The sequence below is a fragment of the Phenylobacterium sp. genome, from assembly GCF_041919955.1.
Taxonomy (GTDB): domain Bacteria; phylum Pseudomonadota; class Alphaproteobacteria; order Caulobacterales; family Caulobacteraceae; genus Phenylobacterium.
In genome coordinates, this window is the sequence record NZ_JAYRSU010000008.1 from 148737 (window position 1) to 164154 (window position 15418).

At 69.6% G+C, this 15418-nt stretch carries 12 protein-coding genes; 8 read left to right on the forward strand and 4 right to left on the reverse strand.

The window, feature by feature from the left end; all coding sequences use genetic code 11:
- Positions 1–3 precede the first annotated feature (3 nt).
- Genes ACE3T2_RS09490 through ACE3T2_RS09500 form a run of 3 tightly spaced genes read right to left on the reverse strand, consistent with a single transcriptional unit; the run spans position 4 to position 4792 of the window.
- Positions 4–759 carry a TIGR02186 family protein gene (locus tag ACE3T2_RS09490; RefSeq protein WP_374656881.1) on the reverse strand — a complete coding sequence of 252 codons (756 nt, stop codon included), beginning with the start codon at positions 757–759 and terminating at the stop codon, positions 4–6.
- A complete protein-coding gene (locus ACE3T2_RS09495; RefSeq protein ID WP_374656882.1) occupies positions 759–1679 on the reverse strand; it encodes a sulfite exporter TauE/SafE family protein in 921 nt (306 codons plus the stop codon). The genes ACE3T2_RS09490 and ACE3T2_RS09495 overlap by 1 nt, the downstream gene beginning before the upstream one ends.
- 23 nt (positions 1680–1702) lie before the next feature.
- Complete coding sequence (locus tag ACE3T2_RS09500) at positions 1703–4792, reverse strand: peptidoglycan-binding protein (protein ID WP_374656883.1); 3090 nt, start codon at positions 4790–4792, stop codon at positions 1703–1705.
- 304 nt (positions 4793–5096) lie between these two features.
- Here ACE3T2_RS09500 and ACE3T2_RS09505 point away from each other — a divergent pair, with 304 nt between their 5' ends.
- From ACE3T2_RS09505 to ACE3T2_RS09520, 4 genes are all read left to right on the forward strand, one after another.
- On the forward strand, positions 5097–5735 hold the full coding sequence (locus tag ACE3T2_RS09505) for a PEPxxWA-CTERM sorting domain-containing protein (RefSeq protein ID WP_374656884.1): 639 nt from the start codon (positions 5097–5099) through the stop codon (positions 5733–5735).
- Between the two features lie 176 nt (positions 5736–5911).
- Positions 5912–6481: an ECF-type sigma factor gene (locus ACE3T2_RS09510; RefSeq protein WP_374656885.1), complete on the forward strand. Its 570-nt coding sequence runs from the start codon at positions 5912–5914 to the stop codon at positions 6479–6481.
- Positions 6462–8762, forward strand: a complete 2301-nt coding sequence (locus ACE3T2_RS09515; RefSeq protein WP_374656886.1) for a protein kinase — start codon at positions 6462–6464, stop codon at positions 8760–8762. Before ACE3T2_RS09510 ends, ACE3T2_RS09515 begins: the two co-directional genes overlap by 20 nt.
- Positions 8763–8809: 47 nt before the next feature.
- On the forward strand, positions 8810–9013 hold the full coding sequence (locus tag ACE3T2_RS09520; RefSeq protein ID WP_374656887.1) for a hypothetical protein: 204 nt from the start codon (positions 8810–8812) through the stop codon (positions 9011–9013).
- On the opposite strand, the gene ACE3T2_RS09525 is transcribed toward ACE3T2_RS09520, so the two are convergent.
- Complete coding sequence (locus tag ACE3T2_RS09525; RefSeq protein ID WP_374656888.1) at positions 8997–10673, reverse strand: phosphatidylglycerol lysyltransferase domain-containing protein; 1677 nt, start codon at positions 10671–10673, stop codon at positions 8997–8999. The genes ACE3T2_RS09520 and ACE3T2_RS09525 overlap by 17 nt on opposite strands.
- Positions 10674–10836: 163 nt before the next feature.
- On the opposite strand from ACE3T2_RS09525, the gene ACE3T2_RS09530 reads away from it, so the two are divergent.
- From ACE3T2_RS09530 to ACE3T2_RS09545, 4 genes are all read left to right on the forward strand, one after another.
- Complete coding sequence (locus ACE3T2_RS09530; protein ID WP_374656889.1) at positions 10837–12060, forward strand: acyl-CoA dehydrogenase family protein; 1224 nt, start codon at positions 10837–10839, stop codon at positions 12058–12060.
- Between the two features lie 72 nt (positions 12061–12132).
- The gene (locus ACE3T2_RS09535; RefSeq protein WP_374656890.1) at positions 12133–13344 is read left to right on the forward strand and encodes an acyl-CoA dehydrogenase family protein; all 1212 of its coding nucleotides are present in this window, start codon (positions 12133–12135) and stop codon (positions 13342–13344) included.
- Positions 13345–13419: 75 nt separating this feature from the next.
- On the forward strand, positions 13420–14628 hold the full coding sequence (locus tag ACE3T2_RS09540) for an acyl-CoA dehydrogenase family protein (protein ID WP_374656891.1): 1209 nt from the start codon (positions 13420–13422) through the stop codon (positions 14626–14628).
- Between the two features lie 47 nt (positions 14629–14675).
- A partial coding sequence (locus ACE3T2_RS09545; RefSeq protein ID WP_374656892.1) for an acyl-CoA dehydrogenase family protein occupies positions 14676–15418 on the forward strand: 743 nt, incomplete at its 3' end.

A 15418-nucleotide genomic window follows, 5' to 3' on the forward strand; every position in this document is an offset into this window, starting at 1 on the left:
GCGTCAGTTCCTCCGGAACGCGACGGAAGCGCCCCAGCCGGCGGCGAGGGCGATCACCACGGACGCGATGCCGTAGGACCATGGCCTGTTGTGGGCGAAGAGGTAAAGCGCCCGTTCGGCGCCGGCCTTCTCGACCGTCAGCCCACGGATCCGCCGCGACACCGGCTTGCCGTCCTGGAACAGCAGGATCTCGGCGGTATAGACGCCGATCGGGGCTGACGCTGGCAGGTCGATCTCAGCCTTGAAGAGACCGCGGTCGACGAAGCTCACGCCACGCTCGTCGGCCGCGTAGAGACCGGCCGCCTCCTTCAGGCGCACCACCGCGCGCCGCCAGTCGAGGTAGTCCGCGCCCAGGCCGCTGACGACGACGTCGCGCACGCCGTAACGGGTCTCGGTCCGCTGCTCCATCGGTGCGTTGATCCGCAGGTGGTCGACCCCAGCGCCCAGCTTGCGCAGGGTGCTGAAGCTGGCGATCTGGTCGAGCGGTCGCGTGGAGGCGGCCATGTAGAAGCCGGGCGCGCCCTCGAACACCACCGGGCGCGAATTAACCCAGACTCCGGCGACCTTCGACTTGCGCGCCAGGCGTAGCGGCGCGTCCGGGCCGCGGACGATCACCACCACGTCGCTCGGCCTCGTGGTCGGGTCGAACACCGCGCCGTAGAGCACGATGCGCGCGCCCCGGAAGCTGGAGGTGACCCGCACATTGGTCGTGGTCAGGGCGGCGGAGACGGCGGCCGGCGGCAGTGCGGCGTCGACCATCAGCCGTTCCCCGCCATCAGAACGAACGGCTCGTCCGGCGTGAAGAAAAGACCCAGCCCCATGCGCAGCCCGACCGCCAGCACTATGATCGCCAGCAGCGCGCGCAGTTCCTCTGCCCGGAAGCGCGAGGACGCGCGCGCCCCGACCTGGGCGCCCAGGACCCCGCCGATCAGCAGCAGGGTCGCCAGCACCACGTCCACGGTCTGGTTGCGGCCAGCCTGCAGCACGCTGGTGAGCGAGGTGGTGATGATGATCTGGAAGAGGCTGGTGCCGACGACCACCCCTGCCGGCATGCGCAGGATATAGACCATGGCCGGCACCAGCACGAAGCCGCCGCCGACGCCCATGATCGCCGAGAGGATCCCGACAAACACCCCGAGCAGGATTGGCGGAATGACGCTGATATAGAGCCGCGACCGCGGGAAGCGCATTTTGAACGGCAGGCCGTAGAGCCACGGCGGGCGGCGATCCCTGCGCGGCTTGGGGGCCTCGCCGCGTCGGCGGCGCAGGATCGAGCCGAGCGACTCCCACAGCATCAGCGCGCCGATCACGCCCAGGAAGACCAGATAGGACAGCGAGACCACCAGGTCGGCCTGGCCCAGCAGCCTCAGCCAGCGGAACACCTCGACGCCCGCAAGCGAACCCAGCGCCCCGCCGGCCGCCAGCACCCCGCCCATACGGAAATCCACCGCCTTGCGCCGGGTGTAGGAGATTACGCTGGAGGTCGAGGAGGCGGCGACGTGGTTGGCCTCGCTGGCCACCGCCACTGCCGGCGGGATGCCCAGGAACACCAGCACCGGCGTCATCAGGAAGCCGCCGCCGATGCCGAACAGGCCGGAAATGAAGCCGACCGCCGCCCCGAGCGCCACCAGGAGGGGGGCGTTCACCGAGACTTCCGCGATGGGCAGATAGAAATCCAAGAGCGCCCCTTACCTGGCGCGCGTTACTGGGTGAAGACCTTCAGGCGCGAAAGGGTCAGTTGATCGAGCTTTCCGGTCGCCGCCATGCCTTCATTCCGCTGGTAGGCGGCGATGGCCATGGCGAGCGCCGGCGAGGCCGAGCCATCGGTCGGTCCCTGGTAGTAGTCGAGCCGCGAAAGCGCCCGTTGGGCGGTGGCCACGTCGGCGCGCGACAGAGCCTCGGCCTCGACATAGGCCGACGGATTCGGCGCAGTGGGCCGGAAGGCCTGGGCCGAACGCTCGGCCACGTCGCGGCCCTCGGCCGACAGGCTGGCGCGCACCCGCCCGGCGTTCTTGCGGGCCTGCTCGTCGCCGCTGCGCGCGGCGATCAGGTACCACTTGTAGGCCTCGGCGGCGTTCTGGCCGACGCCGCGGCCCTGTTCGTAGAGGACGCCCAGATTGTACTGGCTGTCGACCAGGCCGAGATCGGCCGCGCGACGGAACCACTGGGCGGCGATGGCCGCGTTCTCGGGTCCGCCCTGACCGTCTGCATAGGCGATGCCGAGGTTGTGCATGGCCGCGCGGTTGCCGCCTTCGGCCGCCCGCTCGGTCCAGCGGCGCGCCTCGGCGAGGTCCTTCTTCAGCCCCGCACCGCCTTCGGCATAGAGCTTGGCCAGATAGAACTGGGCCGGGGAGTGGCCGAGATTGGCGGCCTTGCGAAGAGCCTCCAATCCGCCAGCCTGGCCGACCTCCAGCGCACGGACCGCGCTCGCATAGAGACCCGCGGCCTCGGCGTTCTCGCTGGTCGGCTGGGGCGGCAGGGTCTGAGGCGCCAGGGCGACCGCCGCCCGCGCGGTCTCGATCGCCGGCGTCGTGTCGGCTTCGCCGCCCTTGATCTCGCCGGCCTGGTCCTTGGCGAATACGTCGAGCGCGTCGGCCACACGCTTGGGCGGCGCGCCGCCGGCTTCGCCCTCGGCGACGAAATAGCTGGCCGCGCCGAGGCTGAGGAACGCCGCGCCGCCAGCCACCAGCAAGGCGGTCTGCAGCGAGCCGCCCGCGCCACGCTTGCGCAGGCTGAGCCCCGAGAACAGCGACTTGCCGCGTTCCTTCGGCAGTTTCTCGATCTTGCCGCCCTTGCTGGGTGCGGTCGGCGCCTTCTTGGCGTCGCCGGCGGCGGCCGCCCTCGCCGCGGCGCGGGCCTGCTCGATCACTTCGCGGGTCGACAGGGTCGGAGCCGGAATCTCGGCTTCCGGCTCAGGCTCGGCGATCAGCGGCTCGATCCTCCGAGGCCGATCGGACTCTACCTCGGACGCAGCTTGCGTCTCGGGCTCGATTTCGGCGACCGGCGCGACCTCCGGTTCGGGCTGGGGCGCAGCCGCGGCCGGGGCTTCGGCGTCCTCGATCACACCTGCCTGAGGCAGCGGCGGCAGGCCGTCGGCCGCCTCGAAGTCCTCGACACCGAACTGCGGGGGCTCGGCGGTCTGCGGGAATTCCTCGGCCGACGCCGTCGCCTCGGCGAACGGGTCGGGTCCGAAAGCCTCCGGTTCGGCCTCGATCTCCTCGCGAGGTTCGTGCGCGAAGGCCTGCAGGGTCAGGGGCGCCGCGGACGGCTCGGCCGGGCCGAGATCGCGGAACGGATCTTGCGAGAAGGGCGAGGGCGGCGGCTCCTCGCGGGTGATGCGCGGGGCGGCGACGGCGGCCAGGGCCTGCTCGCCGATGCGGCGCTGGGATTCAGCCAGGCTGCGGTCGATCTTCTCGCGCGCCTCGTCCAGCAGCCGCGCGGTGCGCTCCTCGCTCTGACGGATGCGCTCGGCAAGGTCCTCGACCGAGCGTTCCTGGCGCTGGCTGATCCGCTCGCTGACGCGCGCCACCTGCTCGCCCACATCGTCGATCGCCTGCGCGGCGCGGCGCTCGGAACTGCCGATCCGCTCGGTCAGGCGGTCGGTGATGCGGCCGATCTCCGCACCCAGCTTCTCCAGCGCCTCGGCGTGGGCGGTCTCGGACCGCCCCAGCCGGCTCTCCATCGCCTGGGCGATGCGGGCGACCTCGCCTCCCACCTGCTCCAGCGCGTCGGCGCTGCGATGCTCGGCGGCCTGAACCTGGCGGTTCAGGGCGTCGGCCATGGCCAGGACCTCGCGGCCCATCTTCTCGGCAGCGTCGGCCGAGACCTTTTCGGCCTGGCGCACGCCCTGCGCCATCTCGCCGATCTGCTTTTCGATACGGTCGAAGCGGCCGTCCACATCGCTTTGCAATTGGCGGGCGATCTCGCCGCGCGATTCCTCCAGGCGACGAGTCAGCTCGGCCGACAGGTTGGCGATCCGGCCCTCGATATCCGGCCCCAGGCCGCCCTCGGTCCTGGCCACTCGGGCCTCAAGGGCGGCGAAGGCGCCGGATAGGGCGCTCAGCGTCTCTTCCGTGCGGGCCTCGGCGTCGACCAGGCGCGCATCGACCCGATTGACCACTTCCTCGATCAGGCCGGCGGGATCGTCCACGCCCTTGGCGATGATCTCGTCGATCCGGTGCTCGACCGCGCGGATCGTCTCCTGGGTGCGGCTCTCGCCCTCATAGAGGTGGCTCGCCACGCGGCCCAGCGCCGCCTCCAGCGATCGCAGCGCCTCGACCGAGCGCGGCCCCGCCGCCTCCGCCTCGATCTTGCGCAGGCGGTCGGCCAGGCGCGAATTCTCGGCCCGCGCTTCCTGCACCGCGCCCTCGAAGCGCGCGGCTACCGCCACCGCCTCGCGCTCGGCCGCCTCGATGCGCGCCATGGCGTCGGCCATCACCCGCTCGGCGGCCAGCGCCGCCGGCGACGGGCGCGGGTCACGCTCGAACCGGCTCAACCGGTCCAGCGCCAAGGCCACGCGGTCCAACTCGTCGCCGACATGCGCAGGAGCCTCGTAGCGCGGCGGAACGAGCGGCTCGGGGCGGCGTTCCAGCACGTGCGGACGTTGCGCCTCAGGCCGCGGGCGCTCGTCGAAATAGGACTGGCTGGTGATCTCCTCCGGCCCCTCGTCCTCGAGGATCATCCGGTTGAGCCACTCTCCGAGCGTCATGCCGGAACGGCGGGCCAGGTCCTTCGCAACCTCCCTCGCCTTAGGGTCGATCCCCTTGACGCTCCAGGGCGCACCCGAGGTCATATCGAATCGTTCTCCCAGCCCATTCTGGACGCTACCACCGATCCTTGGTGTGTAAACGGACCGTTAACACTAGATATTGCGTCCAGTGCGAAAGCCTGTGGATTTGTCGCATCCGCCCGCGAGGACCCAAGCCGCCTTATGGTTAACCACCGGTTACCTGCTCGCCCGGAAGGTGATTTCGCCCCCTGCAAATTAAGTCCCCCGGCCATGGCCCGCTTTCCCTGGCGACTGCGCATTGGTTCTTGAAGTCCCGTCATTGGGGTCCGGGCGCGTCGCCGGACGGGGGCTTGCAAAGGAGCACGGCATGAAGACTTCGACTTGGCTGCGGATCGCGGCCTTGGCCTCGGCGGCGAGCCTCGCAGGCGCCGTCGACGCCGCCCAGGCGGCGGTGATTGACATCAGTTCGCTGAGCGGGACCGGCGTGACCGTCTCCCTCGGCGCCGGGACTTACACGCTCAAGCCAGTGGGCGTGACCCGCGGCGGCGCCTACGACGCCTGGAACCCGTGGAGCGCAGTCGGCGGCTGCGACGCGGCCGGAGCTCATTGCTCGATGGGCTGGAACGTCTCGTTCGCCATGGACCTCGGCGGCGGCGCCGGCTTCAACTACGGCCATAACGGCGGCAATGTCGATACCGCCGCCAAGGCGCTGGCCGCGTGGCAGGCGGGTCCCAACGCCTTTGCCCCGCTGGCCCAGGCGAGCAACCCGGCCGCCTATTCGCCGCTGGTCGGTCCGATCGTCTTCACGCTGGCCGCGGCCCAGGACGTACGCTTCTTCATCATCGACTACCCGTATGGCGACAACACCGGCGGCGTCTCGCTCGACCTCGCCCAGCAGGTCTCCAGCGGCGTGCCGGAACCCTCGGCCTGGGCCCTTATGATCGCCGGCTTCGGCCTGGTCGGGGCGAGCGTGCGCGGCCGTCGTCACCGTCTGAACGCGGCCTGACCGATCGATCCAATGATCGACGCGCGCCGCTCGCGCCTTGCGAGCGGCGCGCGTCGCCTGAGCCCTGCATGTCCCGCGCCGCCTCCTTCGGTCCCCTGCTCGCCCACCGCGCGACGAGCGTGGCCGCGCGCCACCGAGCGGTGTATCGTCGAACGACGGTTTCTGGGTGGCGGGCGATGTCGGCGGGGTTTCACCAGGACGAGACGGCGCATGCGCCGGCGGAGCAGCGGCGCGGCGCGGCCGAAGCGCTGATCGCCGCCTGTTACGACGACATGCGCCGGGTGGCGCGGCGGATCATCGCCGGCGACCAGATGCGCCTGGTGCTGCAGCCCACCGACCTCGTGAACGAGGCGGCGCTGCGTTTGATCCAATCCTCGCCCGACACCGTCTCCGACCAAGGCCACATGCTGGCGCTCGCCGCCCGCACCATGCGCCGCATCCTGATCGACGAGGCCCGTCGCCAAGCCGCCGCCAAGCGTCGCCCCCCGCTGCTGACCCAGTGGGTAGAAGGGCCGGCCCCTCAGTTGGTCGATCTGGAAGACCTCGACCGGGCCCTCGCCGCCCTCGACGCTTACTCGACCGAACACGCCCGCGTGGTCGAGCTGCGGTTTGGCCTCGGCCTGACGGTCGAGGAAACGTCCCGGGCGATCGGCGTACCCGAGCGCACGGTGAAGCGCCGGTGGCAGGCCGCTCGCGCCTGGCTGCAGGACTATCTGAGCCCGGGCCTTGGATCCGCAACGGCCTGAGGTCGAGCGCCGCGCTCTGCGGCTCTACGAGCGGCTCAGCGAGCGCCCGGGAGACCTGCGCTTCCGCCGCCGCCTGCTGGGGCGCGAACCCGAGGCCGTGGTCAAGCGGATCGAGGCGCTGGAGCGCAGCGCCGCCGCCGGGCGACGGGCCCTGCCGACTGTGGCCTCGGTGCTGGCGACACCGGCGGCCGAGGCGCCCGACCGGGTCGGCCCCTTCCGGCTGCTCGAACAGATCGGCGAAGGCGGCATGGGCCAAGTCTGGCGCGCCGTGCGCGACGACGGGCTCTATGAACAGCGGGTGGCGGTCAAGCTGCTGCACGCCCACCTCGCGCCGCTGGCCGCCTCGCACTTCGTGCGTGAGCGCCAGATCCTGGCGCAGCTGGAGCATCCCAATGTCGCGCGGCTTATCGACGGCGGCGTCACCGAGGACGGCGCAGCCTATCTGGTGATGGAGTACATCGACGGCGCGCCCATCGACTTGGCCGCCCGGCCCCTCGGCCTGATCGAGCGTGCGGCCTTGTTCGCCCAGGCCGCCGACGCGGTGCAGTTCTCGCACGAGCGGTTGATCGTCCACGCCGATCTGAAGCCCTCGAACATTTTCGTCGACGCCCAGGGCCGGGTGAAGCTGCTCGACTTCGGCATCGCCCGGCTGCTGGCCGAGGACGAGGAGCCCTCTCGCCCGACGCCGATGACCGAGGGCTACGCCAGTCCAGCGCGGCGGGCCGGCGCTTCTCCAGGCGTCGCCGACGACGTCTTCTCGCTCGGCGTGCTGCTGAGCGAGCTGGTCGGCGCGGCGGGCGACCCCGATATCGCGGCCATCGCCGCCAAGGCGCGGGCCGACGCCCCCGAGGCGCGATACGGCAGCGTCGCGGCCCTGCTCATCGACCTCGATCGGTGGAAAGGCGGCTATCCGGTCGCCGCCCGTCCCGACAGCTTCCGCTACCGGTCCGGCAAGTTCCTGGCGCGCCACCGACTGGGGGTGGGCGCGACCGCCGCCGCCATGCTGGCTCTGGCGGGCGTCGCCGGCGTCGCGACGACCAACTACCTGGCCGCCGAGGCGGCCCGGGCCGAAGCGACGCGCCGTTTCGACGACCTGCACGGCGTCGCCCGCTACCTGCTGTTCGATCTCTCCGATCGGCTGGAACGCCAGCCGCAGTCCCTGCCGCTGCGCGCTGAAGTCGCCCAGGTCTCGCAAGCCTATTTGGATCGCCTGGCCGGCTCTCAGCGCTCGCCGGGGCTGACGCGGGAGTCGGTCGAGGGCCTCCTTCGCCTGGCCGAGCGACAGGGCAAGCCAGGCGCTCCCAACCTGGGCCAGCCCGTCGCGGCCAAGGCGAACCTACGCCGCGCCTACGCGTTGGCGGCTGGGTTGCCAGGAGCGGAAGGCGCACGGTTGGCGGCGCGGGTGCGGCTGGAGCAGACGTGCATTGCGACCATGGTCGACAACGACCTGCCCAGCGCCGAGCGGCTGCTGGCCGACGCCCGACGGCTGATCGGCGACCCGCTGACCGCGTCCGACGGCCTCGGCGCCCGCTACTTCCAGCAACTCGCCGCCCTGCGTCAGTGGCAAGGGCGCTACGGCGAGTCGATCGCCGCGGCCCATGCGGGCCTGACCGCGCCCGCCGCAAGCAAGCCTCAGGAGGCGCGGCTGATCGAGGCGTCGCTGTACGACCTGCTGGCCGAGAGCATCTATTACGACGGACGGAAAGCGGACGCCGAAGCGCCCTACAGGCGGCAGATGGACATACTGGCCGCGGCGGCTCGCCAGTGGCCGGGCGATCCGGCCATCACCCGTCGGCTGTCGCGTTCGCGCTGGGCGCTGGGTACGACCTTGCTCAGCCTGGAGCGCCCGCGCGAGGCTCTCGGCCTGCTCCGTCTGGGCGAGCAGGAAAGCCGCGCCATCGCCGAAGCCGACCTGGCCGACGCGGACGCTGCGCGCATGCACCGGATCATCGTTGACGCCGAGGCCCAGACCCTGGCCGCTCTCGGCCAGCCGGCGCGCGCCGCCGACCTGTTGAGAGAGGGCGTGGCCGAACGGCGAGCGCTCTGGCAGGAGCATCCGGCCGAGGCCATGCGGCTGCGCGATTACGCCATGTCGCTCGCCATGCTCGGCGACGTCGAGGTCGTGGCCGGCCGCAAGGCCGACGCCTGCGGCCGCTACGATGAGGTCGAACGGATCTTCGGCCATCTCGCGCGCGGCGGCCGCGCCACCGCGCTGGATTCGGACAGCACCCTGCGACTGGTCCGCGAGGCGCGCGAAGAGCATTGCCGCGGACGCCCGTGACCGGCCGCCCCATTGCCGGCCCGACGCGCATCGGCTAGGGCGCGGTCATGCCCTTGGAGCTGACCGCCGCCATTCTCGTCGCGCTGCTCGCCATCGCGGCCTTCGCCGGCTGGCGCGGCGGCAAGCCGCCGAACCCCGCCAAGGGACCGCGGATGATGCCGTGGCGGCTGATCATGGTCACCGCCTCGGCTTTCGCCCTCTTCATGATGGTCCACATCGTGAACCTGCTGGGGGTCACGACCGGCCGTTAGGCTTCGCCTCCGCCTCGTCGGTCTTCTTGGGCCGCTTGGCCAATCCCGCCACCCCGCCGGAGGTGAGCAGCCCCATATCCGCCAGCAGCAGCGGAATGGCCCACTTGTTGGCGGCGGCGATGTAGCGCGGCCGCCAGACCGGATCGTACTTGCCCTTGTAGGCGCGCACGCCCTGAAAATTGTAGAGGTCCTCGCCCCGCTCGAAGATCAGGGCTCCAACGCGTGAGAGCACCGGAGCCAGCGGCCGGTCGTCCAGGCCCGACAGCGGGGCCATGCCGAACTCCACAGCCTGGTAGCCTTCCTTGCGGCCCCATTCGATCAGTTCGACGAACAAGAAGTCCATGATCCGCCGCGGCCCTTCCTCGATGTAGCGCATCAGGTCCATCGAAAAGGCGCTCTTGTTGGCGGTGATCCAGAGCGTCGCAAAGGCGATGATCCGCCCCTCGAACCGCACGATCCCCACCGGAAATTCCGCGACATAGGCCGGATAGAAGCCGCCCATCGAGAAGCTCTTGTCGCCGCCGGCGTGATGCACCAGCCAGGCGTCCGAGATGCGCTGGAGCTCGGGCATGATCTCGCCGACCTTCTCTGGCGGCACGACCTCGAAGGTGGCGCCCGCCTCTCCGGCCTGGCGCCACGCGCGACGGAGATTGCCGCGCTTGGTGCCCTCGATGGTGAACGTGTCCAGCGAGACCGCCGCGCTCTCGCCCACCTTGGCGATGGCGAAACCCAGCTCGACCACATCGGGCAGGTCCTCGCTGTCGAGGCCGTAGAAGCCCGGCCGCGCCGCATGGGCGTCGGCCAGTTCGCGGAACCGCCAAAGCAGCTCCATCTGCTCGTCACGACGCCCGACCGGCGCGCCCAGCGAAATCCAGGAACGGCCGCGGACGCCGAACATCAGGAAGCTCTCGCCTGATTGCGAAAACAGAAAGCGCTTGTCGCCCAACAACGCCAGGTTAGAACCCGGCTCGGCTTCCTCGGCGCTTGCCAGGATGGCGCGCACGCGCCCCAGCTCGGGATCGCTCTCGCCGACCACCTTGGGCGTCGCTACCGTCGCAAACAGCCGCCAGACGCCGAAGGCCAGCAGCAGCACCGCCGCCCCTGCCCAGCCGCGTATGGCGCGCGCCGCGTCCGCGTCGGCCATCACGGCCCAGAACGGCTTGTCGCCGTAGTCGGCGTGCTGGAATGACCAGAGCCCCAGCAGCCCTGCGCCGATCACCGCGGCCAGGGCCGAGATCAGCCACCCGGGCGTGACCTCCATCCGGGCCAGGCGCGCCTTGCGTGGGAAGGCGCCGTGGAAGGGCAGCAGCAGGGCCGCGAACGCCGCCAGGGCCGTCGCCTCTTCCCAGGCGAAGGCTTTGATCAGGGCCAGCGGGCTGGCGATCAGCAGGGTGACGAGCGTCGCCCACCAGGCGCCGTCCAGCCGCGCGCGCAGGCCGAAGGCCAGCAGCACCAGCACCAGGCCCAGGATACTGGACAGGAAGTGGCTGACCTCGATCAGAACGACAGGGGCGACCTCGTAAATCTGAAAAAAGCGGTCGGGGATGGTGGGCGTGGCGCCCGAGGCCAACAGCATGATCCCGGCGAGCAGAGCCAGGACCGCGGCCGTCGACGGCGCCGCGGCGAAGGCCGCCGGCTTGAGTTCGCGCCAAAACCTCATCCGACCTCCAAACGCCGCCCGCGACGCGCCAGCTATATAGCGTGATTTGCCAGCTGGGCAGACGCTGGCGCAGCTTCAAACAAGCGTTTTGTTTCCCTTGCTCTTGGGTCGACCGGCGCTAATGTGGCGGCGCAAAAGGCGTACCGTATCCAGGGAGGATTCCATGGCCGACTTCGGCGGCGGCGATCTCGACGCGTTCCGCGGCGACGTGAAGACCTGGCTGGAAGCCAACTACCCGGCCGAGCTGCGCGATCCCAAGGCTAAGACCGATCCCGAGGCCGTCTGGGGCGGCCGCGCCTTCGAGGGGTCGAGCGATCCGCAGATCGTCTGGCTGAATCGCATGGCCGAAAAGGGCTGGACCGCCCCGACATGGCCGGCGGCCTATGGGGGCGGCGGACTCTCGCGCGACCAAGCCCGCGTGCTGGAGCAGGAACTGGCGGCTGGCCGTTATCGCCAGCCGCTCGCCTCGTTCGGCGTCTGGATGCTCGGCCCCGTGCTGCTCGAATACGGCAGCGAGGCGCAGAAGCAGGAATATCTGCCCAAGATCGTCCGCGGCGAGATCCGCTGGTGCCAGGGCTATTCGGAACCGGGCGCCGGCTCTGACCTCGCCGGCCTGCAGACCAAGTGCGAGGACAAGGGCGATCACTGGCTGATCAACGGCCAAAAGATTTGGACCTCCTACGCCAACAAGGCCGACTGGTGCTTCTGCCTAGTCCGTACCGATACTTCGAAAAAGCACGAAGGCATTTCCTTCGTCCTTATTGATATGAAAACCCCGGGCGTGGAGACGCGGCCGATCCAGCTGATCTCGGGCGAGAGCCCGTTCTGCGAGACCTTCTTCACGGACGTGAAGATCCCGAAGGACGCGCTGGTCGGAAAGATCAACGGCGGCTGGGAGATCGCCAAGCGCCTGCTGCAGTACGAGCGGCAGAACATCTCGGGCGGCTTCGGCGGCGGCGGCGGCGCGGGCGGCATGGCCGGCGACCTGGCCCAGATCGCGAAGGGCTATGTCGGGATCGATGCGACCGGCGCCCTGGCCGACAGCGACCTGCGCACGCGCATCACCAAGAACAAGATGGACTTCGACTGCTTCTACAAGACCATCGCCCGCGTGGCGGCGGAGTCGAAAGCCTCGAACGGCCCCAGCGCCGCCACCTCGATCATCAAATACGCCGCCGCGACCTTCGCCCAGGAGCGCTCCGAACTCATGGTCGAGGCCATGGGCGCCCAGGCCCTCGGTTGGGAGGGCGAAGGTTTCACCCCGAACGAGCTGACCGCCACCCACGGCTGGCTGCGCTCGAAGGGCAACTCCATCGAGGGCGGCACCTCGGAAGTGAACCTCAACGTGGTGGCCAAGCGCGTGCTCGGCCTGCCCGACCCCAAGTAGCCCCCAAAGCGGCGCGGCCCCTTTTCATCGGGCCGCGCCGTTCCGACTGCATTTTTCGAAGCGAGATTTCCCATGGCTGATTTCGGCGGCGACGACCTGGACGCCTTCCGCGCGGAAGCGCGCGAGTGGCTGGAAGCCAACTTCCCCAAGGCCCTGGCGGCCGATCCGGCGGCCCAGGTCGCCAAGATGAGCGGCGCCGAGGAGAGCGACGACGCCCGCGCCTGGCGCAAGGCCATGGGCGCCAAGGGCTGGGGCGTGCCGACCTGGCCGGCGGAGTACGGCGGCGGCGGCCTGTCGGTGAAGCAGGCCCGCGTGCTGCACGAAGAGATGGGCAAGATCGGCGCCCGCAACCCGATCGGCGGTATGGGCGTGATGATGTTCGGCCCAACCCTGATCGAGTACGGGACCGAGGCGCTGAAGCGCCAGCACCTGCCCGGCATCGTCAGCGGCGACGTGCGCTGGTGCCAGGGCTATTCCGAGCCGGGCTCCGGCTCCGACCTCGCCAGCCTGCAGACCCGCGCCGAGGACAAGGGCGACCACTATGTGGTGTCGGGCCAAAAGATCTGGACCAGCGGCGCGAACCTCGCCGACTGGTGCTTCTGCCTGGTGCGCACCGATACCTCGAAGAAGCACGAGGGCATCTCGTTCCTGCTGATCGACATGACCAGCCCGGGCGTCGAGGTGCGGCCGATCCGGCTGATCAACGGCACCTCGCCGTTCTGCGAGACCTTCTTCACCGACGTGATCGTGCCGAAGGACCAGCTGTTCGGCCCGCTGAACGGCGGTTGGACAGTGGCCAAGCGCCTGCTGCAGTTCGAGCGCGACAACATCTCGGCCGGCCTCGGCGGCGGCTCGATCGGCGCGCCGGTCAAGGCCCTGACCGTCAAACAGGCCGCGCTGGACTATGTCGGCCTGGACGAGACCGGCCGCCTGGCCGACGCCGACCTGCGCCGCCGCGTCACCGAGCACCTGATGGAGGCCCAGGCCTTCCAGCAGACCGTGCGCCGCGCGGCCGACGAGGCGAAGGCCGGCAACGGCCCCTCTGCGGCGACTTCGATCATGAAGTATGCCGGCGCCAAGGTCGCCATGGACCGCAACGAACTGATCGTCGAGGCGCTGGGCACGGCCGGGACGGGATGGAGTGGCGACGGCTTCGAAGAGCCCGAACTGGCGGCCGTCCGCACCTGGCTCCGCTCGAAGGGCAACTCCATCGAAGGCGGCACCTCGGAGATCAATCTGAACGTCGTTTCAAAACGAGTGCTGGGCTTGCCCGATCCCAAGTGATTTCATGTCGTCTGCCCGTTTTTGGGAGCGCGAGCTACGATCGCGCCAAGACAATGAATATTAGGGAGATTTTTCATGGCTGACTTTGGCGGCCCCGATTTGGAAGCCTTCCGCGCCGAAGCCCGCGAGTGGCTCGAGGCGAATTTTCCGAAGTCTCTGGCCAAGGACGTGGCCGGTCAGACCGCTGCGCTGATGAGTCCGGAGAAGCCCACCGGCGACCTGGCGGTCTGGAAGGAGCGCATGGGCGCCAAGGGCTGGGGCGTCCCGACCTGGCCCAAGGCCTATGGCGGCGGCGGGCTGAGCGCCCCCGAAGCGCGGGTTCTAGCCCAGGAGATGGCCAAGATCGGGGCGGTGAACCCGATCGGCGGCATGGGCGTGGGCATGTTCGGCCCGACCCTGCTGGAATACGGCACCGAGGAACAGAAGCGGAAGTACATCCCCGACATCGCCACCGCCAAGGTGCGCTGGTGCCAGGGCTTTTCCGAGCCGGGCGCCGGCTCGGACCTCGCCAGCCTGCAGACCAAGGCCGAGGACAAGGGCGACCATTGGATCGTCAACGGGTCGAAGATCTGGACAAGCGGCGGCCAGCACGCCGACATGATCTTCTGCCTGGTCCGCACCGACCAGACCAAGAAGCACGAGGGCATCTCGTTCGTGGTGTTCTCGATGCACCAGCCGGGGGTCGAGGTGCGGCCGATCAAACTGATCGCCGGCAACAGCCCGTTCTGCGAGACCTTCTTCACCGACGTGAAGGTGCCCAAGGAGAACCTGGTCGGGCCGCTGAACGGCGGCTGGACGGTGGCCAAGCGGCTGCTGCAGCACGAGCGTAGCGGCATGAACGGCGGGCGGGCCGGCGGCGGGTCGTCGGTGACCCTGGGCGCGCTGGCCAAGAAGTATGTGGGCGAGGACGAGGCCGGCCGGCTGGCCGACAGCGACCTGCGCACCCGCATCATCATGAACGAGATCGACCGCCGCGCCGTGCAGCAGACCGTCGTGCGCGCGGCCCTGGAGGCCAAGGGCAATTCCGGTCCCTCGGCCGCCACCTCGATCATGAAGAACGCCTTCATGAAGGCGACGCAGGACCACGCCGAACTGACCCTGGAGGTCATGGGCCACCAGGGCCTGGGCTGGGAGGGCGACGACTTCACCCCCGAAGAGCGCGCCGCGGTCCGCACCTGGCTGTCGGGAAAGGCCGGCTCGATCTACGGCGGCTCGAACGAGGTGCAGAACAACATCATCGCCAAGCGGATCCTGGGTCTCCCCGACCTGACCCAGAGCCGCTAGGGTGAAGCCTCTTTTCAGACGACCCTATTTTTCAGGAGACGATTTCAATGGCTGATTTTGGCGCCACGGACCTCGACGCCTTCCGAACGGAAGTGCGCGACTGGGTCGAGGCCAACTTCCCGGCCGCCCTCAAGGGCAAGCCGAACCCGATGATGCGCGAAGAGCGCTCGAACCCGAGCCCCGACCAGGACGCCTGGCGCAAGGCGGTCGGCGCCAAGGGCTGGGGCACCCCCACCTGGCCGGCCGAATACGGCGGCGGCGGCCTGACCCCGGCCCAGGGCCGGATCATCCAGCAGGAATTCGGCCGCGCGGGCGCCTACAACCCGATCGGCGGCATGGGCGTGATGATGTTCGGCCCGACCCTGCTGGAATACGGCACGGAAGATCAGAAGAAAGAGCACATTCCGCCGATCTGCCGCGGCGAAATTCAGTGGTGCCAAGGTTTCTCGGAACCGGGCGCCGGCTCTGACCTTGCCTCTCTTCAGACGAAGTGCGAGGACAAGGGCGATCATTACCTGATCAACGGCCAAAAGATCTGGACTTCGGGCGCCCAGTGGGCCGACTGGTGCTTCTGCCTGGTCCGCACGGACACCAGCAAGAAGCACGAGGGCATCTCGTTCGTGCTGTTCACCATGCACCAGCCGGGCGTCGAGGTCCGTCCGATCCCGCTGATCGCCGGCAACTCGCCCTTCTGCGAAACCTTCCTGACCGACGCGCGCGCCGAGAAGAAGGACCTGGTCGGCCCGCTGAACGGCGGCTGGACCATCGCCAAGCGCCTGCTGCAGCACGA

Coding starts and splice junctions, on each gene's coding strand:
- ACE3T2_RS09490 (WP_374656881.1), bottom strand. CDS start 759: ATGGTCGACGCCGCACTGCCGCCGGCCGCCGTCTCCGCCGCCCTGACC.
- ACE3T2_RS09500 (WP_374656883.1), bottom strand. CDS start 4,792: ATGACCTCGGGTGCGCCCTGGAGCGTCAAGGGGATCGACCCTAAGGCG.
- ACE3T2_RS09505 (WP_374656884.1), top strand. CDS start 5,097: ATGAAGACTTCGACTTGGCTGCGGATCGCGGCCTTGGCCTCGGCGGCG.
- ACE3T2_RS09510 (WP_374656885.1), top strand. CDS start 5,912: ATGTCGGCGGGGTTTCACCAGGACGAGACGGCGCATGCGCCGGCGGAG.
- ACE3T2_RS09520 (WP_374656887.1), top strand. CDS start 8,810: ATGCCCTTGGAGCTGACCGCCGCCATTCTCGTCGCGCTGCTCGCCATC.
- ACE3T2_RS09525 (WP_374656888.1), bottom strand. CDS start 10,673: ATGAGGTTTTGGCGCGAACTCAAGCCGGCGGCCTTCGCCGCGGCGCCG.
- ACE3T2_RS09530 (WP_374656889.1), top strand. CDS start 10,837: ATGGCCGACTTCGGCGGCGGCGATCTCGACGCGTTCCGCGGCGACGTG.
- ACE3T2_RS09535 (WP_374656890.1), top strand. CDS start 12,133: ATGGCTGATTTCGGCGGCGACGACCTGGACGCCTTCCGCGCGGAAGCG.
- ACE3T2_RS09540 (WP_374656891.1), top strand. CDS start 13,420: ATGGCTGACTTTGGCGGCCCCGATTTGGAAGCCTTCCGCGCCGAAGCC.